Annotated in this window: 22 protein-coding genes; 7 read left to right on the top strand and 15 right to left on the bottom strand. The window is 70.2% G+C overall.

Features of this window, described 5'->3' with window-relative positions; all coding sequences use genetic code 11:
* Nucleotides 1-221: 221 nt before the first annotated feature.
* The 5 genes from ACFZAM_RS28955 to ACFZAM_RS28935 all read right to left on the bottom strand — a co-directional run bounded on the left by ACFZAM_RS28955 (nt 222) and on the right by ACFZAM_RS28935 (nt 3,194).
* The gene (locus ACFZAM_RS28955; protein ID WP_391050379.1) at nt 222-752 is read right to left on the bottom strand and encodes a hypothetical protein; all 531 of its coding nucleotides are present in this window, start codon (nt 750-752) and stop codon (nt 222-224) included.
* Between the two features lie 69 nt (nt 753-821).
* Nucleotides 822-1,400: an RDD family protein gene (locus ACFZAM_RS28950; RefSeq protein WP_355349367.1), complete on the bottom strand. Its 579-nt coding sequence runs from the start codon at nt 1,398-1,400 to the stop codon at nt 822-824.
* Between the two features lie 82 nt (nt 1,401-1,482).
* Nucleotides 1,483-1,959, bottom strand: coding sequence for an SRPBCC domain-containing protein (locus ACFZAM_RS28945; protein ID WP_391050378.1), 477 nt, complete (start codon nt 1,957-1,959; stop codon nt 1,483-1,485).
* Nucleotides 1,960-2,037: 78 nt separating this feature from the next.
* Nucleotides 2,038-2,376, bottom strand: coding sequence for a DUF397 domain-containing protein (locus ACFZAM_RS28940; protein ID WP_391050377.1), 339 nt, complete (start codon nt 2,374-2,376; stop codon nt 2,038-2,040).
* Nucleotides 2,373-3,194 carry a Scr1 family TA system antitoxin-like transcriptional regulator gene (locus ACFZAM_RS28935; RefSeq protein ID WP_391050376.1) on the bottom strand — a complete coding sequence of 274 codons (822 nt, stop codon included), beginning with the start codon at nt 3,192-3,194 and terminating at the stop codon, nt 2,373-2,375. Before ACFZAM_RS28935 ends, ACFZAM_RS28940 begins: the two co-directional genes overlap by 4 nt.
* A gap of 140 nt (nt 3,195-3,334) precedes the next feature.
* Between ACFZAM_RS28935 and ACFZAM_RS28930 the strand changes: the two genes are divergently transcribed.
* Genes ACFZAM_RS28930 through ACFZAM_RS28920 form a run of 3 tightly spaced genes read left to right on the top strand, consistent with a single transcriptional unit; the run spans nt 3,335 to nt 5,183 of the window.
* Nucleotides 3,335-3,586 (top strand): hypothetical protein, encoded by a 252-nt coding sequence (locus ACFZAM_RS28930; protein WP_355349376.1) that lies wholly within the window; start codon nt 3,335-3,337, stop codon nt 3,584-3,586.
* Entirely contained in the window at nt 3,583-4,146 is a 564-nt protein-coding gene (locus ACFZAM_RS28925) for a sigma-70 family RNA polymerase sigma factor (protein WP_355349379.1), read from the top strand. The genes ACFZAM_RS28930 and ACFZAM_RS28925 overlap by 4 nt, the downstream gene beginning before the upstream one ends.
* Entirely contained in the window at nt 4,143-5,183 is a 1,041-nt protein-coding gene (locus ACFZAM_RS28920) for a hypothetical protein (protein WP_391050375.1), read from the top strand. Before ACFZAM_RS28925 ends, ACFZAM_RS28920 begins: the two co-directional genes overlap by 4 nt.
* Before the next feature lie 34 nt (nt 5,184-5,217).
* On the opposite strand, the gene ACFZAM_RS28915 is transcribed toward ACFZAM_RS28920, so the two are convergent.
* Together ACFZAM_RS28915 and ACFZAM_RS28910 are read right to left on the bottom strand one after the other, a co-directional pair.
* Nucleotides 5,218-5,640 carry a PIN domain-containing protein gene (locus tag ACFZAM_RS28915; RefSeq protein ID WP_391050374.1) on the bottom strand — a complete coding sequence of 141 codons (423 nt, stop codon included), beginning with the start codon at nt 5,638-5,640 and terminating at the stop codon, nt 5,218-5,220.
* The gene (locus ACFZAM_RS28910; RefSeq protein WP_355349388.1) at nt 5,637-5,852 is read right to left on the bottom strand and encodes a type II toxin-antitoxin system VapB family antitoxin; all 216 of its coding nucleotides are present in this window, start codon (nt 5,850-5,852) and stop codon (nt 5,637-5,639) included. Before ACFZAM_RS28910 ends, ACFZAM_RS28915 begins: the two co-directional genes overlap by 4 nt.
* 211 nt (nt 5,853-6,063) lie before the next feature.
* Between ACFZAM_RS28910 and ACFZAM_RS28905 the strand changes: the two genes are divergently transcribed.
* The 4 genes from ACFZAM_RS28905 (at nt 6,064) to ACFZAM_RS28890 (ending at nt 10,069) form a co-directional block, all read left to right on the top strand.
* On the top strand, nt 6,064-7,227 hold the full coding sequence (locus ACFZAM_RS28905) for an aldolase/citrate lyase family protein (RefSeq protein WP_391050373.1): 1,164 nt from the start codon (nt 6,064-6,066) through the stop codon (nt 7,225-7,227).
* Nucleotides 7,224-8,093 carry a CoA ester lyase gene (locus ACFZAM_RS28900; RefSeq protein WP_355349394.1) on the top strand — a complete coding sequence of 290 codons (870 nt, stop codon included), beginning with the start codon at nt 7,224-7,226 and terminating at the stop codon, nt 8,091-8,093. The genes ACFZAM_RS28905 and ACFZAM_RS28900 overlap by 4 nt, the downstream gene beginning before the upstream one ends.
* A 168-nt stretch (nt 8,094-8,261) precedes the next feature.
* The gene (locus ACFZAM_RS28895; protein ID WP_391050372.1) at nt 8,262-9,845 is read left to right on the top strand and encodes a carboxyl transferase domain-containing protein; all 1,584 of its coding nucleotides are present in this window, start codon (nt 8,262-8,264) and stop codon (nt 9,843-9,845) included.
* 14 nt (nt 9,846-9,859) lie between these two features.
* Nucleotides 9,860-10,069, top strand: coding sequence for an acyl-CoA carboxylase epsilon subunit (locus tag ACFZAM_RS28890; protein WP_391050371.1), 210 nt, complete (start codon nt 9,860-9,862; stop codon nt 10,067-10,069).
* Nucleotides 10,070-10,171: 102 nt separating this feature from the next.
* Here ACFZAM_RS28890 and ACFZAM_RS28885 read toward each other — a convergent pair whose 3' ends face one another.
* The 8 genes from ACFZAM_RS28885 to ACFZAM_RS28850 all read right to left on the bottom strand — a co-directional run bounded on the left by ACFZAM_RS28885 (nt 10,172) and on the right by ACFZAM_RS28850 (nt 21,068).
* A complete protein-coding gene (locus tag ACFZAM_RS28885) occupies nt 10,172-10,771 on the bottom strand; it encodes an ATP/GTP-binding protein (RefSeq protein WP_355349403.1) in 600 nt (199 codons plus the stop codon).
* Nucleotides 10,752-11,330, bottom strand: coding sequence for a DUF742 domain-containing protein (locus ACFZAM_RS28880; RefSeq protein WP_391050370.1), 579 nt, complete (start codon nt 11,328-11,330; stop codon nt 10,752-10,754). The genes ACFZAM_RS28885 and ACFZAM_RS28880 overlap by 20 nt, the downstream gene beginning before the upstream one ends.
* A gap of 94 nt (nt 11,331-11,424) precedes the next feature.
* Complete coding sequence (locus ACFZAM_RS28875; protein ID WP_033173109.1) at nt 11,425-11,838, bottom strand: roadblock/LC7 domain-containing protein; 414 nt, start codon at nt 11,836-11,838, stop codon at nt 11,425-11,427.
* 9 nt (nt 11,839-11,847) lie between these two features.
* Nucleotides 11,848-14,949, bottom strand: a complete 3,102-nt coding sequence (locus ACFZAM_RS28870) for a nitrate- and nitrite sensing domain-containing protein (RefSeq protein ID WP_391050369.1) — start codon at nt 14,947-14,949, stop codon at nt 11,848-11,850.
* A 489-nt stretch (nt 14,950-15,438) separates the two neighbouring features.
* A complete protein-coding gene (locus ACFZAM_RS28865; protein ID WP_391050368.1) occupies nt 15,439-16,047 on the bottom strand; it encodes an ATP/GTP-binding protein in 609 nt (202 codons plus the stop codon).
* Nucleotides 16,028-16,435, bottom strand: a complete 408-nt coding sequence (locus ACFZAM_RS28860; protein ID WP_093717892.1) for a DUF742 domain-containing protein — start codon at nt 16,433-16,435, stop codon at nt 16,028-16,030. Before ACFZAM_RS28860 ends, ACFZAM_RS28865 begins: the two co-directional genes overlap by 20 nt.
* A gap of 73 nt (nt 16,436-16,508) precedes the next feature.
* A complete protein-coding gene (locus ACFZAM_RS28855) occupies nt 16,509-16,922 on the bottom strand; it encodes a roadblock/LC7 domain-containing protein (protein WP_317452960.1) in 414 nt (137 codons plus the stop codon).
* A gap of 9 nt (nt 16,923-16,931) precedes the next feature.
* On the bottom strand, nt 16,932-21,068 hold the full coding sequence (locus ACFZAM_RS28850) for a nitrate- and nitrite sensing domain-containing protein (protein ID WP_391050367.1): 4,137 nt from the start codon (nt 21,066-21,068) through the stop codon (nt 16,932-16,934).
* Nucleotides 21,069-21,510 lie beyond the last annotated feature (442 nt).

Genomic DNA, 21,510 nt, shown 5'->3' with positions numbered 1-21,510 from the left:
TCCCCCAGCTTCCGCGCGAGTTCCTTCACCTCGAACGGATCACCCGGCACCGGATCCCGGTCCAGATCCAGCACATCCCAATCCGTCGGACGCCCTGCCATGCCCCAGCACCCCCGTGGTCCCCGTCAGCTCCGGGGCATTGTTTCACCTCGGTCATGAGTGACGTGTGGGAACTGCGGCGGGGTTCCCGATGACCGGAACAGGTGGTCGCGGCCTGCGGATCACTGCTCCAACAGGGGAGGGGGCGGGGTGAGGTGGGCTTCGGTGCGGGCCAGGCGGTGGGTGGTGCGGCGGGTGGAGGGGAGGGCGGTGAGGAGAAGGAGGGCGGCGAGGGCCAGGTAGATGGCGGCGAGGTCCTTGGCGGTGGGGCCCCACAGGAGCACGGCGGCGCCCAGGGCGGCGAAGAGGGTGGCGAGGGCGAGCGTCAGACGGCGGGTGGTACGGGCTGCCCGGCGTTGGCGGTGCAGGAGGAGGGTCATGGCGTGGCGGGCCGCGGGGTCGGAGGGGATGACCTCCTTGCGCATGAGGCGGGCGGCCACGGTGACCTGCCGGGGGGTGAGCCCGGTCTCTGAGGCGATGTGCCGCCGGCTTCTCAGGTCTCGCCACGCAAACACCAAGCCGCCGGCCATGCCGCCGACGAGCGGGACGGTGGGGGCGGGCAGCCAGAACAGGCACACGGCGACGTAGAGCACGGCGGGCGCGAGGCGGACCCATATGTTGTCGCGCCAGGGACGTTCGCGGTCCCAGTCCATGGAGGCGGGCCTATCCGTGTCCGGGCGCCCCGGCGGCAGGGCCGGGGCACACGGACAACAGGGTGCGGGTCAGGGCTTGATGACGACGGAGTGGACGATCTTGTCCGCAAAGGTCTGCTTCTTGGCGTCCCAGGCGGGCCACAGGAAGCCGAGGTAGCAGGGCAGAGCGTCCAGGATGTGCAGCAGGCGCCGGCCGAAGGCCAGACCGAAGCCGAGGACCTGGCCGTCCGCCTCGCGCAGCGTGCGGGTGCCCACGACCTTCTTGCCCGGCGTCTGCCCGGTCGTACCCTCCATGTAGGAGAAGTAGATCGAACCGGCCAGGGCGACGACCGCGCCCAGCAGGGCCCCGGCCGTGCCGCCGATGCCGAAGCGCAGGATCGCGTACGGGACACCGAGGATGAGCGCGTCGATGAGATACGAACCCGCCCGCGCCCCCCAGTTGGCCAACGGGGGCATTCCGGTCGGCTGTTGACCGTAGTTCGCGACGTCAGGCTGGCCGCCGCCGGGGTAGGACGGTATGGGTCCCTGCCCGTAAGGGCCGGGCTGGCCATAGGGGTTGGGCTGTTGCTGCCCCTGCGGGTTGTGCTCCCAGGGGCCGGACTGTCCGCCGTTGTCGCCGTCGTATGGAGGTGGCTGTCTGTCACTCATGCCGCCGAGTACACAGGGCCTACCGGCAGGAGACAACCCTCTACCTGCAACGATTGCGTACCACTCGCCCAGCCGGGGCCGGTCAGCCGATCGGTTCGACGTACGTGGCGAGGTTGGCGAGCGAGGAGGCGATGCCGGTTTCGTGGTCGGCCTGGTCGATACCGGGCGGTACGTCGGTGGCGGTGACGGCGACCTCGGTGGCGTCGCCGGCGTCGTCGGTGGGCGTGAGAGACCAGGTCATCGTCATGGTGCCCGCGTACAGAGGGTCGTCCGCCTCGAAGACGGCCTGCTGGACGACGCGGCGGTGCGGGACCAATTGCGTGAAGGCGACCGTGACGACGTCCGTCGCGTCCGAGGACTTGCCCGGGCTGTCGGCCGCGTCGAGATACGTGAGCACCATACGGAAGCCGCCGCCGGGGCGGGGGTCCCAGTGCTCGATCCGGCCGCGCATACCGTCCGGCGGCAGCCAGGCTTCGAGGGAGTCGCGGTCGATGAGGGCGCCGTAGATGGTCGCCGGTGGTGCCGCGATCACCCGGCTGGCGCGGTCGGTCCTACCCATGAGCCGAGTCTAGGACCGCAACGGCGGCGCCCGCACTCACGCCGTGCGGGCGATCCGTCGGACGTGTCGCCCGATACGTCAGAGCGCGGGCTGCTGCGCGGCGGCGAACGTCACGAACGCCGACCACGCGGCGGGCGTGACGGTGAGCGCCGGGCCCTCGGGGTCCTTCGAGTCGCGGATGTGAATCGCCTGCGGATGCGCGGCGACCTCGACGCAGTTGCCGCCTTCGCTGCCGCTGTGTGAGGACTTGTGCCATCCGGCGGCGACTTCGATGCAGTTGCCGCCCTCATCGCTGCTGTACGAGGACTTGCGCCAGTCGTAGGCGAGTTCGACGCAGTTCCCGCCATCGCCGCTGCTGTGGCTCGACTTGAACCAGATCAGGTCGGGGGAGGGCTGCGGCCGTACAACGTGGTTCATTGCTCTCCTAGCAAATCGTCCAACAGGCGCTTGCTCTCCTCAGGAGTGAGGGCCTGTGAACGCAGCATCGCATATCTCTGATGGAGCACGCTGACTTCATCCGGATCATCGACGAGCACGCTGAAGCCGTGTGCGTCGAAGTAGCCCAAGTGCTCGTGGGCGGGGGTCTCCAGGAGCACCATGGGACCGGCGAGGGAAGCGTGCGGGCGGTCTCGTGGCATGACCTGGAGACAGCTGAAGGGGAGGTCAGCCACCTCCCTGAGACGCTGGATCTGGCGGCGCATGGCCGCTTTGCCACCAAGAGGCCGGTCGAACACAGCCTCTTCCAGGACGTACGACATCAGCGGCGGCGACGGCTTGCGCTCGAACATTGCTTGTCGGACGAGCCGGTCGGCTACCCGCTGCTCCACCTCGTCGGGGCTGAGCGGCGGAAACTGCTCGTTGAAGACCGCCCGCATGTACTCCTCGGTCTGGAGCAAGCCCGGTACCAGGGCGTTTTCGTACGACATCAGGCTCAGCGCCAGCGGCTCCTCCTCCATGTAGTCCTGCGCGAACAGCGGATACCGCTCCGCCTGCGGGACTTCGGCGACGGCCACCTCCAGCGTCTGGCTCGTGCGGAGCAACTGGTCGAGCTGGCGGGCCAGCCGCAGGCCGAGCGGTCTGCGGCCCTGCTCGATCGATGCGATCTGGTCCAGGCTGAGATTCACCTCGTCGGCGAGCCGCTGCTGCGACATACCGCTCGCACGCCTGAACTGGCCGACCGTGGCGCCGATGACGCGCCACGCTGAGTTTTTTCGTGGTCGCTTTCCGTAGGGCATGCGATCTCTATTTCCGTCCCAAACCCGCGCCACCCTCGTCCGGCTCGTACAGTCCGGTTGTACGGGTTCACGCGGGGTACGGTCCCGCGCCTCTTCTTCTGTAGCGGGCCGAAATCCACGGCCCCTCGGGGAGGGACACCATGGACCGGGCCACGCTTGCCGTCACCGTTCTCTCGGTTCTCACGGCCAAGGGGTGCGCGCTGCTGGGGTATTGGCTGCGGCTGCGCTGGCGGGCGCGTTACGAGCACGCGCGCGCCGCGTATCTCGCCGAGGCCGTCAACGGCCTCGGGGCGGGGGACCGGCTGGAACTGGACGACGCACGCGGTGGCGGCCACCGGCTCCACCTGACGATCAGCCGCGCGGCGGGCCGAAGGGACGATGAGAGCACGTGACCGACCATGAACCGCCGACCACCGCGTCGGCACAGCGCTTACCGGGGGAGACCGGCGCCCCCGAGCGCGTACGCGGCACCGTGGACGAAGAGTTCTCGGACTTCTACCGCGCCGAGATACGCGGCCTCGTCGTCTTTCTGCTGCACCACGGGGCCGCGCTGGCCGTCGCGGCCGACATGGCGCAGGAGGCGATGATCCAGGTCCACCGCTACTGGACCACGGTCCGCACTCCGCGCGCGTACGTCCGCACCGTCGCCGCCCGCGCGCTCGCCCGCAAGACGGCGGCGGTCCGGGAGGACCCGGTGGACGAGGTGCCGGAACCCACCTCGCTGCTGCCGCGTCCGGACGCGTACGCCGACTGGGAGGAGCGGCATGTGACGCTCGCCCTGCTCCGGAGTCTTCCGCCGCGCCAACGGCAGATCCTGGCCTGGACGTTGGACGGGTACGCGCCCGCCGAGATCGCCGAGCAACTGTCGATGACTCCCGAGGCCGTACGCGCCAGTCTGAAGAAGGCGCGGCGCGCCGCCGTGCGTCTCCTCGCCGAGGAGGACGACCGGTGACGGCTGAACATCACCACGACGAGTGGCTGCTCGCGGAGCACGCCCGCTCCCTTGCCGGGGACCTCGACGCCGTCCTCGACATCGAGGCGGGTCTGTCCGAGGTGCTGCTCCAGTCCCGCCACGCGGCTCTCACGCAGGACGTGCCCCTCGACGTCGACGCGGGCCTCGCTTCCGTACTCCCCGCGCCGGACCCGGACCGGATTCCCGGCGCGCCGCCGCCACCCGCCCCGACCACGAAGTACGCCCCGCCCAGGAGTCCGAACCTCGTGGAGGCGATGCTGCACGTCAACTTCCCTGCTGGCATGGCCAAGTTTGAATCCACGCTGACCCCGGCCGTCGGGCGCATGGAAGTGCGGAGCCAGCCGCAGATCGCCGCCGGTACGCGGGCCGTCTTCCTGGCACAGCGCCTCGCGGACGACGACGGCGGAGACTGGGGGCGCGCCCTCGACCGCGTCGATCTGCTCGCGGCGGTCCTCGACTTCGCCCGGCATATGGTCAGGGAACCCGAGTTCGTCAGCGCTTTCCGCCGTGCGGCGACCTTCCTCGGGCGCGCTGAACCGGCGCCCGGCCGGCCCCTGACCGCGGACGGCTATCTCAGGGAGGCTCTGCGACTCGCCCGCGAGGCGACGCACGGGATGGCCGCCGGAGGAGACTCCTACCTGTCGCGGACGGCTGATCTGGCCTACGAGATCGCCGCCGCCCCCGGCCTCGACCGGGCCCTGGCCGAACGCGCCGCCCGCATCCTCGGCGCGGTCCGGATCGCCCTGGTACGGAGCCAGTTCGCCACTCACCTGGTCACCCACGACGACCAGCGGATGGCGCTGCTCCTGGACGACTTCACCGTCACCGACCTCACCTCGGTCGACCTGCGCGGCGCCGACCTCACCGCCGTCCGCTGGACCGAGACCGGCACCCGCTGGCCCCCCGGCTTCGACCTCGCCGACCTCCGCTCCCGCTCGGACGAGTCCCCGCCGGGCAGCGCCATCTACGTCGTCCGAGGCGACTCGGCCACCGTCTCCGACTCCGTGGACCCGTAGGAGGCCCCCAGAGCCCGGCTTGCCCTGGGGCCGACTACTTCCCGGCCGGAGGCCCGTACCACTGGAGTGCCTGGCCGGTAACGGCCGCGACGCGCTCGAAGTCGCGGTCGCGGTGCAGGAGGGTGAGGCCCTGCAGTTCCGCTGTGGCGGCGACCACCAAGTCCACGGCGCCGGCGCCGCGGTGCTCTCCGCGTTCCGTGAGGAGGCCCTGCACTTGCCAGGCGCGGTCGTACGCGCGGTCGTCCACGGGCACCCAGCCGAACAGCATGCGCATGTCCGCGGTGGCTTGCGCACGGTCGGCGGCCGACCGTGCGCTGTAGAAGAACTCCAACTCGGTGATCGGGCAGGTGGCGATCAGACCGGCCGCTACCGCTTGGTCCCAGCCGAACTGCTCCGCGTCGCCGCGCATGATCCGTGCGAGGGCGCTGGTGTCGATCAGAAACTGCGCCGCGTTCACCGGCGGTAGTTCGTCTTGTCCTCGAAGATCTCCAAGTCGAAGGCCCCGTTGGCGGCTTGGGCACGCAAACGCGTGAGGGCGAGCGCTCGTCTCCGGTTCTCCAAAACCTCACGCAGGGCTGTGTTGACGGTCTCTCTCTTCGTGCCCGTGCCAAGGGCCTGGGCCACATCGGCGAGCAGTTCGTCGTCCAGGTCGATCACGGTCCGGCTCATATGATGCACCTCCGGTGATATCAACTTAGGTGTCGAGTATATCTCGCCCGATATCGAAAACGGGCCGGTGACGAACGGCACACGTACTGTCGGGTAACCCGGAGAGGGGCGCGGTCATAAGGTGAGCGGCGTACGGATGGGCGCGCGCGGGCTCATACGTGCGGGCACAGACGTAGGCTCCCCACCCTCGATCGATGAAACGGGAGATGGCATGCGCTCGGCGAAGGACTTCTTTCGGCCGTTGGCCGTGGGGGCACCGGCCCCCGTGCGGGAGGTGCCGTTCCGGCCCTCGCGGATGATCCACTTCTTTGATCCCGGCAACGAGAAGATGGCGGCGAAGGTGCCGACGCTGGCGCCGCAGGTCGACGTGCTGCTGGGCAATCTGGAGGACGCCGTACAGGCGGACCGCAAGGTGGCGGCGCGCGAGGGCCTGGTGGCGGTCGCGAAGGCGAACGACTTCGGCGACACGCAGTTGTGGACGCGGATCAACAGCCTGGACTCGCCGTGGGCGCTGGACGACCTGCTGACGCTGGTGACGGAGATCGGCGACCGCCTCGACGTCATCATGGTGCCGAAGGTGGAGGGCGCGGCGGACATCCACTACGTGGACCGGCTGCTGGCGCAGCTCGAGGCCAAGGCACACGTCGAACGGCCGATCCTGGTGCACGCGATTCTGGAGACGGCGACCGGCGTGGCCAATGTGGAGGAGATCGCGGGCGCGAGCCCCCGGATGCAGGGGCTGTCGCTCGGCCCGGCCGACCTCGCCGCGAGCCGCCGGATGAAGACCACCAGGGTCGGCGGGGGACACCCCGGCTACCTGGTGCGGGAGGACCCGAAGGGCGACGGCGCGCCCCGGGCGACGTACCAGCAGGACCTGTGGCACTACACGATCGCCCGAATGGTCGATGCCTGCGCCGCGCACGGGATTCTGCCGTACTACGGGCCCTTCGGGGACATCCAGGACGTGACGGCCTGCGAGGACCAGTTCCGCAACGCCTTCCTGCTCGGGTGCGTCGGCGCGTGGTCGCTGCACCCGGTGCAGATCGCGGTCGCCAAGCGGGTCTTCTCGCCCGCCCCCGAGGACGTGGCCTGGGCGCGCCGGGTGATCGACGCCATGGGCGACGGTACGGGCGCGGTGATGATCGACGGCAAGATGCAGGACGACGCCACGTACAAGCAGTGCCTGGTGGTGTCGGAACTGGCGGACGCCCTCGCCGCCCGCGACCCGGAGCTGGCCGACGCCTACGCGGCGGCGGAGAAGGCGGAGAACGCCGAGCAGGCGGAGCAGGCCGAGCAATCGGAGAAGGCCGAGCAATCGGAGAAGGCCGAGCAAGTGGAGAAGGCCGGGCAGGCCGAGAAGGAGGACACCCGATGAACGACCGGATCACCCCCCGCCGCTCCGTCCTCTACATGCCCGGCGCCAACGACCGCGCCCTGGAGAAGGCCAAGACCCTCCCCACCGACGCCCTCATCCTCGACCTGGAGGACTCCGTCGCCCCCGACGCCAAGGCCGACGCCCGCAAGCGCGTCGCCGAGGCCGCGGCGAGCGGCGAGTACGGCTACCGCGAGGTGACCGTCCGGGTCAACGCGCCCGGCACCCCCTGGCACGCCGACGACGTGAAGGCCGCGGCGGAAGCGGCCCCGGACGCCGTCGTCGTACCGAAGGTCGACTCCCCGGAGACCGTACGGGAGGTCGAGGAGGCCCTGGTGAGGGCCGGGGCCCCGGACCGCACCGCGATCTGGGCGATGATCGAGACCCCGCGGGCCGTCTTCGCCGCCGCGGCCATCGCGGCGGCCTCCCCGCGGCTCACCGTCCTCGTCATGGGCACCAACGACCTCGCCAAGGAACTGCGCGCCGAGCACGTACCGGGCAGGGCCCCGCTGCTCACCGGTCTGTCCCTCGCCCTGCTCGCGGCCCGCGCCAGCGGCAAGGCCGTCTTGGACGGTGTCTACAACGACGTACGTGATCTGCCCGGCTTCGAAGCCGAGACCCGACAAGCCAGGCAGCTCGGCTTCGACGGCAAAACGCTGATCCACCCCACGCAGCTCGAACCGTGCAACCGGATCTTCGCCCCCGCGCAGGAGGAGATCGACAGGTCCCGCCGGATCGTCGAAGCCTTCGAAGAGGCCACGTCACAGGGGCGAGGCGTGGTCACCGTGGACGGCAGGATGATCGAGAATCTGCACGTGGAAGAGGCCCGCAGGGTCCTCGCCCTGGCCGAGGCCGTCGCCGGACGCTGACCCGAATGCCCGTCAAGGACGGGCAAAAAGCGACAAGAAGCGGGGCCCGGCCGACCGGCGGCGGGGCCCCGCCCGCATGCGCTTCTGTTGGGATCCACCATGAAGTGCGGACGGACACTGTACGAAGTAGATGGCCCGTTATTCGGTTCCCGCTCGTACTGTCGAGGCATGACCACATCGCAAGAGGTGCGTGCGGACGTGAACGACGCCCGCGGTCGCGTAGCCGATCTGCTCGCCATCCGCGAGCAGGTCCGTCGCGGGCCGAGCGAGCGGGCGACCGAGGCCCAGAAGGCCAAGGGCAAGCTCACCGCCCGCGAGCGGATCGATCTGCTGCTCGACGAGGACAGCTTCCGCGAGGTGGAACCGCTGCGGCGGCACCGTGCGGTCGGCTTCGGTCTCGAAGCCAAGCGGCCCTACACCGACGGCGTCATCACCGGCTGGGGCACCGTCCACGGCCGTACGGTCTTCGTCTACGCCCACGACTTCCGGATCTTCGGCGGCGCGCTCGGCGAAGCGCACGCCACCAAGATCCACAAGATCATGGACATGGCCATCTCGGCCGGCGCGCCCCTGATCTCCCTCAACGACGGTGCCGGAGCCCGCATCCAGGAGGGCGTCTCGGCGCTCGCCGGATACGGCGGCATCTTCCAGCGCAACACCAAGGCGTCGGGCGTGATCCCGCAGATCTCGGTGATGCTCGGCCCGTGCGCGGGCGGCGCGGCGTACAGCCCGGCGCTCACGGACTTCGTGTTCATGGTCCGCGAGACCTCGCAGATGTTCATCACCGGTCCCGACGTCGTCCAGGCCGTGACCGGCGAGAAGATCACGCAGAACGGACTCGGCGGCGCCGACGTCCACTCCGAGGTCTCCGGCGTCTCGCACTTCGCGTACGACGACGAGCAGACCTGCCTCGAAGAGGTGCGCTACCTGCTCTCGCTGCTCCCGCAGAACAACCGCGAGAACCCGCCCGCCGTCGAGAGCCACGACCCGGCCGACCGGCGCGGCGACGTCCTGCTCGACCTGGTGCCGGCCGACGGCAGCCGCGGCTACGACATGCGCAAGGTCATCGAGGAGATCGTCGACGAGGGCGAGTTCCTGGAGATCCACGAGCGCTGGGCGACCAACATCATCTGCGCGCTGTCCCGGCTCGACGGCCAGGTGGTCGGCATCATCGCCAACCAGCCGATGTCGCTGGCCGGTGTGCTGGACATCGAGGCGTCCGAGAAGGCCGCCCGCTTCGTCCAGATGTGCGACGCCTTCAACATCCCGCTGGTCACGCTGCTGGACGTGCCGGGCTTCCTGCCCGGCGTCTCCCAGGAGCACGGCGGCATCATCCGGCACGGCGCGAAGCTGCTGTACGCGTACTGCAACGCCACCGTGCCGCGCATCTCGATCATCCTGCGCAAGGCGTACGGCGGCGCGTACATCGTCATGGACTCACAGTCCATCGGCGCCGACCTGACCTACGCCTGGCCCACCAACGAGATCGCGGTGATGGGAGCGGAAGGCGCCGCCAACGTCATCTTCCGCCGCCAGATCGCGGAGGCCGACGACCCCGAGGCGATGCGGACGCGCATGGTCAAGGAGTACAAGTCCGAGCTGATGCACCCGTACTACGCGGCCGAGCGCGGCCTCGTCGACGACGTGATCGACCCCGCGGACACCCGCGCGGTGCTGATCAGCTCGCTGGCGATGCTCCGCACCAAGCACGCGGACCTGCCGTCGCGCAAGCACGGCAACCCGCCCCAGTAGTCATGGAGACCACCTTGAGCACTCCCGCCGATTCCCTCGTGCGCGTCGAGAAGGGGCACGCCGCTCCTGAGGAGCTGGCCGCGCTCACCGCCATCCTGCTGGCGCGTGCCGCCGCCGGTGACGCCCCCGAGGCCGCCGACACCCCCAAGCGCCGCTCCACGGCCGGCTGGCGCCGCCTGGAGCGCACCCCCGGCTTCCGCGCCCCGCACTCCTGGCAGGGCTGAGCCGCACCTTCCACGGGCCGCCCGGCGCGACCCACGACGGCTTCGGGCCCCACCGCTTTCGCGGTGGGGCCCGAAGCCGTTACGGGAGAGGGGACCCGGCGCCTACCGCAGCCGCGCCATCAGGGCGTGCTCGACCAGCGTGATGAGCGCGCTCTTGGCGTCGCCGCGGTTGCGCGCGTCCGTCGTGATGATGGGGGCCTCGGGCCCGATCTGGAGGGCCTCGCGGACCTCCTCGGGACCGTACGGCTGGTGTCCGTCGAAGCCGTTGAGGGCGATGACGAACGGCAGGCCGCTGTTCTCGAAGTAGTCGACGGCCGGGAAGCAGTCCGCCAGGCGCCGCGTGTCGACCAGCACGATCGCGCCGATCGCGCCGCGCACCAGGTCGTCCCACATGAACCAGAAACGGTCCTGCCCCGGCGTCCCGAACAGATAGAGGATCAGATCCTCGTCGAGCGTGATGCGGCCGAAGTCCATCGCCACGGTCGTCGTGGTCTTGTCCGGCGCGTGCGTCAGATCGTCGATCCCGGCCGACGCGGACGTCATCACTGCTTCGGTGCGCAACGGATTGATCTCCGACACGGCCCCGACGAACGTGGTCTTGCCCACGCCGAACCCGCCGGCCACCACGATCTTCGCAGACGTGGTCGACCGGCGGACCGTATCGCCCCCGCTGGAGCCCCCGCTAGAGCTTCCGAAGTCCACTGAGCACCCTTTCAAGCAATGTCACGGCTGGCTGTCCGCCCGAGGACTCGTCGCCGCCGGGCTGGTGGATCTGGACCAGTCCGGCCTCAGCCAGGTCGGCCACGAGAATCCGGACCACACCGAGCGGAATCGTCAGCAGAGCGGAGATCTCCGCGATCGACTTGATCTCCCGGCAGAGCAGGCAGATCCGCTGGTGTTCCGGCAACTGCCCACGCAGTCGCTCGGGGTCGGCGGTGGTACTGACCAGCGCCTCTATGGCGAGCTGGTAACGCGGCCTGGTACGGCCGCCGGTCATCGCGTAAGGGCGGACGAGCCCGGAAGGGGCGGGGGGCCGCTTGCTCGCGCCGCCGCTCCCACCGCCGTTCCCGTAACTGCCGCCGCCCCCGTGACCGCCGCTGCCGCCGCCGTGGCGGGGGCCCTGCGGCGGCGCGTAGGGCTGGATACGCGGTTGCCGGTACTGCGGCTCGGGCTCCGGAGAGGGCGCCGAGGGGAAGTTGTAGGGGTTGAGGGGCGGCTGATGCTGGCTGCCGTACGGGTCTCCACCGGGGGACGTGCTCACGAGTCCTCCTCCTGATACGGCTGCGATCCCCCGTCCGAGTACCCGGCTGGTACTCGGACGACCGCTGCCCTTCGCTTTGTTGACGCTGTTCGAGCTAGTTGAGCAGGCTGCCCTGAAGCTCGGCCCGCAGGTCCGGGGTGAGGACGGTGCCCGCTCGGTCGACGAGCAGGGCCATTTCGTAGCCGACCAGGCCGATGTCGCACTCGGGGTGCGCCAGTACGGCCAGCGAGGATCCGTCGGAGACGGACATGATGAAGAGGAAGCCGCGCTCCATCTCCACCACGGTCTGGTTGACGGAGCCGCCCTCGAAGATGCGGGAGGCTCCGGCGGTGAGCGACGTCAGCCCGGAGGCGACGGCGGCGAGCTGGTCGGCGCGGTCGCGGGGGAATCCGTCGGACATCGCGAGCAGCAGGCCGTCGGCGGAGACCACCACCGTGTGGGACACCCCGGGGGTGTTGTCCACGAAGTTGGTGATCAACCAGTTCAGGTTCTGTGCCGCCTGGCTCATCGGACTCAACTAGCGCTCCTGGTTCTGGGGGCCGCCGAATGGGTGCTCGGTGGCCTGTCCGTTCGTATCAGTTCCAGCAGTGCGTCCCTTCTGGACGCCACGCCGCAGGTTACTCAACCTGCCGCGTACGTCCTCGGGGGCGCGGGAGACCTGTGGGCCGCCCTGCGGGGTCTGCGCCGCGGTACCCGGGACCAGATTGGCCTTGGGCACCCGTCGGGGCAGGCCCGAGGGGGTGACCCCGCCCGCCTTGGGCTCGCGGACCTGCTCGGCCCGGTGCCAGTTCTCATCATTCGTCGACCGCCATTCGGTCGTCGGCTCCGGTTCCCGGTGCTGCCGGGGCTCTGGAGCCTCCTGGGCAGGCTGTTCCTGAGGTGGTTCCGGCCGCTGGCGGTCACGGCGCGGCAAACCCGCGTCCGTCAGCGAAGGGGAGCCTACGCTCTCGGACGGCCGCTGGGGGAGCGGCGGAGCGGATTCCGTTACGTCCGCCCGCGGCTCGGGCTCCTGCGGGGGCTCCGGAACCGGCCACTCCTGCGACGGGGCCTGGTAACCGGTGAACTCCGGCTGGAAGCTCTGGCCGTACGCGGGGTCGTAGGGCTGGTCGAATCCCTGGTCGAAGCCCTGCGGGACGCCCTGGTCATAGCCCTGCTGAGCGCCCTGCCCGTACCCCGGCACCGCGCCGTCGTCGAAGGCCCGCGCGCTCTCGGGGAAACCGTTCCCCTGGTAGCCCTGCTGCTCGTAACCGGACTGGAAGCCCTGCTCGTAGGTCTGCTGCTGATAGCCGGGGTCGAAGCTCGGGTCGTACGCGGGCTGCGCCTGCCGGCCCTGCTCCGGGTAGCCGTTCTGCTCCGCCTGCTCCGGGTAGCCGCCCTGTCCGGGGAAACCGTTCTGCTCCGGGAAGCCGGGCTCGTCGCCCTGGCGGTCCGACGTGGCCGCTTCGAGCTGGGCGCGGCGCTCCTCGCGGACCAGCGACCGGCCCACCGGGTCGAGCGTCGGCGCCGCCGTACCGTCGGCGGTCTCGTAACGCGAGTCGTCGAAGCCCAGCTCGGCCGCGGTCGGCATGTGGCCGACGTCCTGCACCGACTGCTCGGGCACGATCCGCGAGACGGTGAAGTCGCGCTCGTCGTCCTCCGGCAGCAGGGCCTCGCCGCCACCGCCGTGGGTGATCGGCTCGGGCAGCATCACCAGCGAGGTCGTACCCGCCTGCTCGCCCGACGGCCTGAGCTGCACCCGGATGCCGTGCCGGTCGGACAGCCGCCCGACCACGAACAGGCCCATCCGCTTGGCGATCTCGACATCGACCGTCGGCGGGTCGGCCAGCTTGTGGTTGATGTCGGCGAAGTCCTCGGCGGTCAGGCCGATGCCCTTGTCGTGGATCTCCACCATCACCCGGCCGTCCGGCAGCCGGGTCGCGGTCACCCGCACCTTGGTCTGCGGCGAGGAGAACGTCGTCGCGTTCTCCAGCAGCTCGGCCAGCAGGTGCACCAGGTCGGTCACGGCGCTGCCGTGGATGTCCGTCTCCGGGATGCCGACCAGCTCTATACGGTCGTACGCCTCCACCTCGGACGCGGCGGCGCGGAGCACGTCGACCAGCGGAATCGGCTGATTCCACTGCCGGCCCGGCTCCTCACCCGCGAGGACCAGCAGATTCTCGCCGTTGCGGCGCATGCGGGTGGCGAGGTGGTCCATCTGGAAGAGGTGCTCGAGCTGGTCGGGGTCGGCCTCGTTGTTCTCCAGCTCGGTGATCAGGGTGAGCTGGCGCTGGATGAGGCCCTGGTTGCGCTGCGAGAGGTTGGTGAAGATCGCGTTGACGTTGCCCCGCAGCAGCGCCTGCTCCGCGGCGAGCCGCACGGCCTCGCGGTGCACCTGGTCGAAGGCGCGCGCGACCTCGCCGATCTCGTCCTGGCTGTTGATCGGGATCGGCGCCACGGTGGTGTCCACCCGGCCCGGGTCGGTCCGCGAGAGCTGGTCGACCATCGACGGCAGCCGCGTCTCGGCGATCTCGAAGGCCGCGCCGCGCAGCCGCCGCATCGCCCGGCTCATCGAGCGGGCCATCATGCCCGCCACGATGAAGGCCAGGATCAGCGCCACGATCACGATCGCGGAGTTCACGATCGCGTCCCGCTTGGCGTTCGACGCGATCGTCGAGGCGTCGGCGGCGGCCTGGTCGGCCAGCGAGTTCTCGACCGTGTGGTACGCGTCGAAGGAGAGCGTGGAGGCGGCGAAGTACGACTCGGGCGTGATGCCCTCGGCGCGCAGCTGCGCGACGGTCTTCCCCGGCGTGGCGATCTCGGTGACCATCTTCGGCAGGTCCGGCGGTACGACGAACGCCGTGTGCGCGGCCTCCGCCTTGCGCTGCGCCTCGCCGATCAGGTCGGTGCCCTTCTTCTCCGCGGCGGCCTGCGCGTCCTTCAGCCGCTGCACGTCCGCGGCCGTACCGCTGCCGTTGTACTCCGCGACCGAGATGCCCTGGAGGTACTGGTACGAGCCCAGCGCGGTCTTCTGGAGGGCCAGCTCCTTGTCGGAGACCGGCTTCTGCACCAGGATGTGCGTGCCGATCGACCTGGTCAGGGACTCGGCGGCCTTGGCCAGTGACACCGCGTAGAGGGTGCGGCCGTAGGCGGTGACATTGCTGGTGCCGTAACCCAGCTCATTGTCCAGTTCCAACAGCGGGTGCTGGATCTTGACGTAGAACTCCTCGGTCTGCACCCCGGAGAGCTGACGGGTGTACGCGACCTTGCGGAGCGTGGCGAGCTGCGGCTCGACGGTCCTGAAGTTGGCCATCCGGCGCTTGAGCCCGGCCTCGTTCGGCATCTTGGCCGCGGCGGCGTCGAATTCGCGGGCCGCCTCGTCGGTGGCGGCGCGGGCGGTGGAGACCGCCGGATCGTCACGTTTTCCCGCCAGCAGCGGAACCGCGGTGACATCACGTTCGTTGATCAGTGCGTGACTGTAGGTCGTGGCGGCGCGTACCAGATTCGCGGTACGTACGGCGTCGTCGGCCTGGCTCCAGGTGTCGACCGAGCTCTTGACCCGGAAGCCGCCGAAGACGAGGGCGACCAGGACCGGGATCAGCAGGATGACGTTGAGGCGGGTCGCGACCCGCCAGTTGCGCATGCTCAGCCGGGTGCCCGGGTCGTCCGGCGGCTCGGGAGCCGAGATGGCGGGTGCGCCCCCGGGACGTTGGGGCGGCGTGAAGTTCCCCCGCGGACCCTGAGCAGGGCCCGCTTCTGCTCGCCTCGTGTTCCTCACTGGACCAACAACCTCTCGGCGACGGCACGAACGAAGGCCGTTACTACTCTCGGGTTCTGCGAATTCCAGCACGTCATGTAGGCCCCAGCCAAACGTCCGGCATATGGGACGCGGCACAGTAACGGCGAAGATAAAACGGGCATAAGTAAAATCCCCCGTCAAACCATATGACAGATGTACGCGCTGCGACACCGGCTGAGCGCGAGCCGTGTTCGACGCCCGCCGAAACTCTCTCGAAATGTTATGAAGACGGGGACCGGCCGTGTCTCCTGACACAGCCGGTCCCCGTGGCTTGTTTTCACCAGCAACTCGCCGCTGGCGCCTGTCTGTTGAGCCTTCTTCCGAGCCTGCCCGCTACTTCAGCCGGGCAAGCAGCGCGTGCTCGACCAGCGTGATCAGCGCGCTCTTCGCCTCGCCGCGATGGCGGGCGTCGGTCGTGATGATCGGTGCCTCGGGCCCGATCTGGAGGGCCTCGCGCACCTCCTCCGGACGGTACGGCTGGTGTCCGTCGAAGCCGTTGAGGGCGATGACGAACGGCAGGCCGCTGTTCTCGAAGTAGTCGACGGCCGGGAAACAGTCCGCGAGCCTGCGGGTGTCCACCAGCACCACGGCGCCGATCGCACCGCGCACCAGGTCGTCCCACATGAACCAGAAACGGTCCTGGCCGGGCGTCCCGAACAGGTACAGGATCAGGTCGTCGTCCAGGGTGATACGGCCGAAGTCCATGGCCACCGTGGTGGTGGTCTTGTCCTGGACGTGGCTCAGGTCGTCGATCCCGGCCGAGGCCGAGGTCATCACGGCCTCGGTGCGCAGCGGGTTGATCTCCGACACGGCACCCACGAACGTGGTCTTGCCGACACCGAAGCCACCCGCCACCACGATCTTCGCAGACGTGGTGGACCGCACCGATTGCTGCGCGCCGTACGCCGGCTGCGGCTGCGGCCTAGAGCTTCCGAAGTCCACTGAGCACCCTCTCAAGCAGTGTCACATCAGGCTGGCCGCCCGCCTCGCCGCTGCCCGGCTGATGGATGGCGACCATGCCGGCCTCGGCGAGGTCGGCCACAAGAATCCTGGCCACACCGAGCGGGATGGCGAGCAGAGCGGAGATCTCCGCGACCGACTTGATCTCGCGCGTGAGATGGCAGATCCGCTGGTGTTCCGGCAGCAGCCCCGCGTACTGCCCCGGGTCGGCGGTCGTGCTGACCAGCGCCTCGATGGCGAGCTGGTAGCGGGGCCGAGTGCGGCCACCTGTCATGGCGTACGGCCGAACCAGCGGCTGATCGCCTTCCACCCCGTACGGCGCGTGGTGGGACGCGCCGTACGGGCCCGGCGAAGCGGGTGGCGGGGTCATGAGGGTCCTCCGTGTCCGGGCAGTGCTGTCGCGGTGCGGGAAGTACGGAAAAACATGGGGGGAGACGGATGGTTCAGTGCATGAGGCTGCCCTGGAGCTCTGCACGGAGATCCGGGGTGAGGACGGTGCCCGCTCGGTCGACGAGCAGGGCCATTTCGTAGCCGACCAGGCCGATGTCGCACTCGGGGTGCGCCAGCACGGCGATGGAGGAACCCTCGGAGACCGACATGATGAAGAGGAAGCCGCGCTCCATCTCCACCACGGTCTGGTTGACCGCGCCGCCCTCGAAGATCCGGGACGCCCCGGCCGTGAGGGAGGTCAGCCCGGAGGCGACGGCGGCGAGCTGGTCGGCGCGGTCGCGGGGGAATCCGTCGGACATCGCGAGCAGCAGGCCGTCGGCGGAGACCACCACCGTGTGGGACACCCCGGGGGTGTTGTCCACGAAGTTGGTGATCAACCAGTTCAGGTTCTGTGCCGCCTGGCTCATCGCACTCAACTAACGCTCCTGATTCGTACCGAAACCACGGCCGTCGGTGTTGCCCCCGGCCTCGCGGCCCTGCTGGATACCACGGCGGAGGTTGGTCAGACGTCCGCGTACGTCGTCGGGCGCCCGCGAGATCTGCGGGCCGCCCTGCGGCGCTTGCTGCGGCGCCGCGCCACCGGCGACGAGGTTGGCCCTCGGCACCCGGCGCGGCAGCCCCGACGGAGTGACCCCGCCGGCCGAAGGTTCGCGGATCTGCTCGGCCCGCTGACGCAGCGCGTCGTTGGGCGAGGTCCGCCAGTTCGGGGTCTCCCTGGGCAGCGGCTGCGCCACCGGAGCGGCGGGAGCCTGGCCCTGGTACTGCGCCGAAGCGGGCACGGAGGCGGGCGGCGCCTGTACGGGCTGCTGCTGACCGCCGCCGGGGCGCTGGACGCCGTTCCCGTTGCCGTTCCCGCTGTTCCCGCCGTTGCCGCCGTTGCCGTTTCCGTTGCCATTGGCGACACCGGGCGCCGTCGTGCCGGGGCGCTGCGGGCGGAACCGCTGCGGGGCCGCGGGCGGAGCCGTACGGCCCACCGGGCGGACCGGCGGGGCCTCCTGGCCGCGCGCGCTCTGCTCCACGTGGATCTGCTGCATCCGCTCGGCCTGGCCGGTGCGGAACCAGTCCGACTCGATCGACGAGAAGATCGGCGTCGGCTCGTCCCCGCGGGTCGGGGCCGGGGGCAGCGCCATCGGCTCGGCGGGCTGCTGGGGCTGCTGCTGCTGAGGCTGCGGCGCCTGGGGCTGCTGCGGGCTCTGCATCGGCTGCTGGACCGGGTACTGACCGGTGTTGCCCTGCTGCGGCTGCTGCGGCTGCACGGGGAACTGCCCGGTCCCGTACGGGTCCTGGTACTGCTGCTGGTTCTGGTCGTAGCCCTGGCCGCCGTTGCCCTGCTGGGGGCCGCCGCGCTGCGGCAGACCCTGGCCGGGGAAGGCGTCGGGGCGCGGGCCGCTGGGGGGCGGGCCCTGGTACTGGTTGTTGCCGGGGAAGCCCTGCTGCTGACCGGGCTGACCGCCCTGTCCCTGCTGACCGCCCTGGCCCGGACGGGCCTGCGGCTGCTGGCCGGGCATCCGGAACTCGCCGGTGCCGTCGGCCTGCACGGCCGGGAACTGCGCCGTGTCGCCGGGACCGCCCTGGCCCTGGCCGCCCTGCGGCTGGCCGGGCATCGCGAACTGACCCGTGCTGTACGTCTCTTCGGGGCTGCGGGCGCCGCGCTGCGGCAGGCCCGGGTTGGGGCCGCCCTGCACCGGGAACTGCCCGGTGTCGCTGGTGCCGCGACCGCCGCCCTGGTTGCCCTGGTTGCCCTGGTTGCCGTGACCCTGGCCGCCCTGGCCCTGGTTGCCCTGGCCGGTCGGTGCGAAGTCGTCGTCGCGGACCGGCGGGAACTGCGCGGTGTCAGCGGGGCCGTTCTGCCGCGGCGCGGGGCCCGAGCGACCGCCGAACACGTCGGAACGGAAGCCGGAGGGGCCGGTGCTCTGCGGCTGCGGCGGCGGGAACTGGCCCGGCTGCTGCTGACCGCTCTGCTGACCGCTCTGCTGACCGCCCTGCCGGCCGCCGAAGTTCTGGCCGCCCTGCTGACCGCCCTGACCGCCCTGGCCGAAGTCCTGACCGCCGCCGGGGGGACGGCCGAAGGCGCCACCGGGCTGCTGGAAGTCGCCGCGCGGGCCCTGTCCGGGAGCGTCGAAGGCGGAGGCCGCCTCGACGTCCTCGTGGCCGCGCGGGGTGTCCTGGAGACCGCGGTCGTCGGGGAAGCCCTGCTGGCCGCCGTTCTGGTCCTGCGCCCAGCGCGGCGTGCCGCCCTGCTGCGGGGGACCGCCGGGACGGCCCGCTCCGGGGCTCAGCGCCGGACGCTGCTGGCCGCCCGCGACCGGGGTGCGCTGCGGCGGCCGGTTGACCGGCCCGGAGTTGGGCGAGTTGCCGAACGCGCCGGCGATGCCGGAGCCCGCGGCGGCCGGGGGAGCGCCCGCGGGGCGCCCGCCGCCCATCTGGCCGATGTTCTTGGGGTTACGGCCGCCCTGCGTGACGTCCACGGGCAGCATGACCAGCGCGGTCGTACCGCCGGAGTCGGACGGGCGGAGCTGGATCCGGATGCCGTGCCGCAGCGACAGGCGGCCGACCACGAACAGACCCATGCGGCGGGAGACGGAGACGTCCACCGTCGGCGGGTTCGCCAGCCGCTCGTTGATGTCCGCGAGGTCCTCGGGCGACAGGCCGATACCGGTGTCGTGGATCTCGATCAGCACCCGGCCGTCCGGCAGCGAGTGACCGGTGACCTTCACCTTGGTCTGCGGCGAGGAGAACGACGTCGCGTTCTCCAGCAGCTCGGCGAGCAGGTGGACGAGGTCGTTGACGATACGGCCGGTGACCTCGGCCGACGGTACCGACGTCAGTTCGATCCGCTCGTACTGCTCCACCTCGGACGCGGCGGCGCGCAGCACGTCGACCAGCGGGACCGGTCGGGTCCACCGGCGGCCCGGCTCCTCACCGGCGAGGACCAGCAGATTCTCACCGTTACGGCGCATGCGGGTCGCGAGGTGGTCGAGCTTGAAGAGCGAGGAGAGCTGGTCCGGGTCGGCCTCGCGGGACTCCAGTTCGGAGATGAGCGAGAGCTGACGCTGGATGAGGCCCTGGCTGCGGCGCGAGAGGTTGGTGAACATCGCGTTGACGTTCCCTCGCAGGAGGGCCTGCTCGGCGGCGAGTCGTACGGCCTCGCTGTGGACCTCGTCGAAGGCCCGCGCCACCTGGCCGATCTCGTCGCGGCTGTTGATGCCGATCGACTCGACCGAGGTGTCGACGTCCTGCGGGTCGGTCTCGGAGAGCTGTTTGACGAGCTCGGGCAGCCGCTTCTGGGCCACGTCGTTGGCGGTCTGCTGGAGCCTGCGCAGCGACCGGATCATCGAGCGGGCCACGATGAAGGCGCCGACCACGGCGACGCCGAGGACCAGCAGGATGATCGCGCCGGAGATCAGCGCGGACTGCTTGGCCTCGCTCTGCAGCTTGAGGGCCTTCTGCTGCATCTCGTTGAGCAGCGACCGCTCGATCTGGCTCATCGCCTGGATCTTGGTCTTGGCCGCGTCGTCCCAGTCGAGGTACGAGCTGTCGATCTTGGTGATCGCGTTCTGCGAGGCGGCGATGCGCTGGCGCGTGGTGTCGTGCGCGCTGATCGTGAGGTTGCCGCCCTCGATCGGGGTCAGCAGCGCCGCGCTCTTGGGTCCGTAGATCTTCTGGAACCGGGTGAGCGCGGTGTCCTCGTTCGCGGCGCCGTACTTCACCGACTGGTAGTCGTTGGCGTTCAGCTTGCCGCCGGTGGCCAGCGCGGCGCTGATCACCGCGCGCTGGATCGACTCGTACTCCTTGGCGGAGGAGAAGGCGGCCAGCGCGCGGGTGCTCTGGATCATCTCGGGGTTGTTGGTCGCCTGCGCCATGTCCTGGGACAGCGAGAGCAGGGACTGCACCAGGTCGTCGTACTGCGAGACCGTCTGCGAGATGGTGGAGGTCGAGGTGTACGCCTCGTCGCGGATCTCCGCCAGGTTGGCGAGCTGCGTGCCGATCGCCAGCAGGGTGGCGCGGACGCCGGAGAAGACCGGGTCGCGCTCGGAGACGTTGTCGCTGGCGTTCAGATACTGCTTGTACTCGCGGTCGGTGGCCTGCCGGGAGGCCTCCACCGCGTCGTTGGTCTTGTCGCCGGACGACAGCGGTCCGGCCGAGCTGTCCCGTTCCTCCTGGAGCGCGGCGGCGAGCTGCGTCGCGTGCTCGGTGATGTCGGTCAGCGTCTTCATGTGCTCGAGCTGGTTGATGTTGTCCAGCGAGCTGTTGATGCGCATGCCGCCCAGGACGGTGGCCGTGACCACCGGGAGGGCGAGCAGGGAGACGAGTCTGGTGCTGATGCGCCAGTTGCGCATGGCTATTCGGGGCCCCGGCTTGCCCGCGAGACCGGTGATCTTGCCCGCCTCGATGCCGCTGGGCGTGCTCGGTCGTCCGGTGGCAGCCGTCGTGCCCGGCGCAGTGCTCGCCGAGTCACCCGCCTGCTGCGGTGTCGGGCCGTTGCCGGTCCCGCCGGGCTGCTGCTCCGGGTCGCCCGCAGCGCCGCTGTCCCTCTTGAAACGTCCCTGCACTAGCGTCGCAACCTCTGGACCAGGCGTCCCCCGCGATGAAGCGGACAGGACGGTGTCGAGTCATGGGGGCTCAGGCCGCCCCGGGTTGCGAGGAGGCCGATTGATGCCCTTCACCACCGCTCGGTGCTCGAACGCGCCCCCTGCGCGCCGGCTCGATGTGATGCGGCGGTCCGGGGAATTCCAGCACAGTGCTGGATCTCCCAACAAGGGCCGTAGCCGACCTGTTGGAATCCGTTACTCGTCGCGTCGGGCCAAGCACTGAGTGTTGACATTTGATGTGGTGAAAGCGGGGGATTCCGGACCTAGCACCCCCCTGTTCGCACGAGTCACTCGCTGTCCCAGCCGGGTCGATGACAGCTGAATCGTACGACTGTGTGGGACTTGACCGGTTTGAGTCTGCCGGTCGGATGCGCGCAATGCCTGCTTTGCGACTCACTTAGTG

It is taken from the genome of Streptomyces sp. NPDC008079 (assembly GCF_042957385.1).
In the GTDB taxonomy this organism is placed as follows: Bacteria; Actinomycetota; Actinomycetes; order Streptomycetales; family Streptomycetaceae; genus Actinacidiphila.
This window is presented reverse-complemented; position numbering and strand designations above follow the sequence as displayed.

Bases quoted from the DNA above. Each gene is read 5' to 3' on its own strand.
- ACFZAM_RS28955 (WP_391050379.1), bottom strand. From the start codon at position 752: ATGGACTGGGACCGCGAACGTCCCTGGCGCGACAACATATGGGTCCGC.
- ACFZAM_RS28950 (WP_355349367.1), bottom strand. From the start codon at position 1,400: ATGAGTGACAGACAGCCACCTCCATACGACGGCGACAACGGCGGACAG.
- ACFZAM_RS28945 (WP_391050378.1), bottom strand. From the start codon at position 1,959: ATGGGTAGGACCGACCGCGCCAGCCGGGTGATCGCGGCACCACCGGCG.
- ACFZAM_RS28940 (WP_391050377.1), bottom strand. From the start codon at position 2,376: ATGAACCACGTTGTACGGCCGCAGCCCTCCCCCGACCTGATCTGGTTC.
- ACFZAM_RS28935 (WP_391050376.1), bottom strand. From the start codon at position 3,194: ATGCCCTACGGAAAGCGACCACGAAAAAACTCAGCGTGGCGCGTCATC.
- ACFZAM_RS28930 (WP_355349376.1), top strand. From the start codon at position 3,335: ATGGACCGGGCCACGCTTGCCGTCACCGTTCTCTCGGTTCTCACGGCC.
- ACFZAM_RS28910 (WP_355349388.1), bottom strand. From the start codon at position 5,852: ATGAGCCGGACCGTGATCGACCTGGACGACGAACTGCTCGCCGATGTG.
- ACFZAM_RS28905 (WP_391050373.1), top strand. From the start codon at position 6,064: ATGCGCTCGGCGAAGGACTTCTTTCGGCCGTTGGCCGTGGGGGCACCG.
- ACFZAM_RS28900 (WP_355349394.1), top strand. From the start codon at position 7,224: ATGAACGACCGGATCACCCCCCGCCGCTCCGTCCTCTACATGCCCGGC.
- ACFZAM_RS28895 (WP_391050372.1), top strand. From the start codon at position 8,262: ATGACCACATCGCAAGAGGTGCGTGCGGACGTGAACGACGCCCGCGGT.
- ACFZAM_RS28875 (WP_033173109.1), bottom strand. From the start codon at position 11,838: ATGAGCCAGGCGGCACAGAACCTGAACTGGTTGATCACCAACTTCGTG.
- ACFZAM_RS28870 (WP_391050369.1), bottom strand. From the start codon at position 14,949: ATGCGCAACTGGCGGGTCGCGACCCGCCTCAACGTCATCCTGCTGATC.
- ACFZAM_RS28860 (WP_093717892.1), bottom strand. From the start codon at position 16,435: ATGACCCCGCCACCCGCTTCGCCGGGCCCGTACGGCGCGTCCCACCAC.
- ACFZAM_RS28855 (WP_317452960.1), bottom strand. From the start codon at position 16,922: ATGAGCCAGGCGGCACAGAACCTGAACTGGTTGATCACCAACTTCGTG.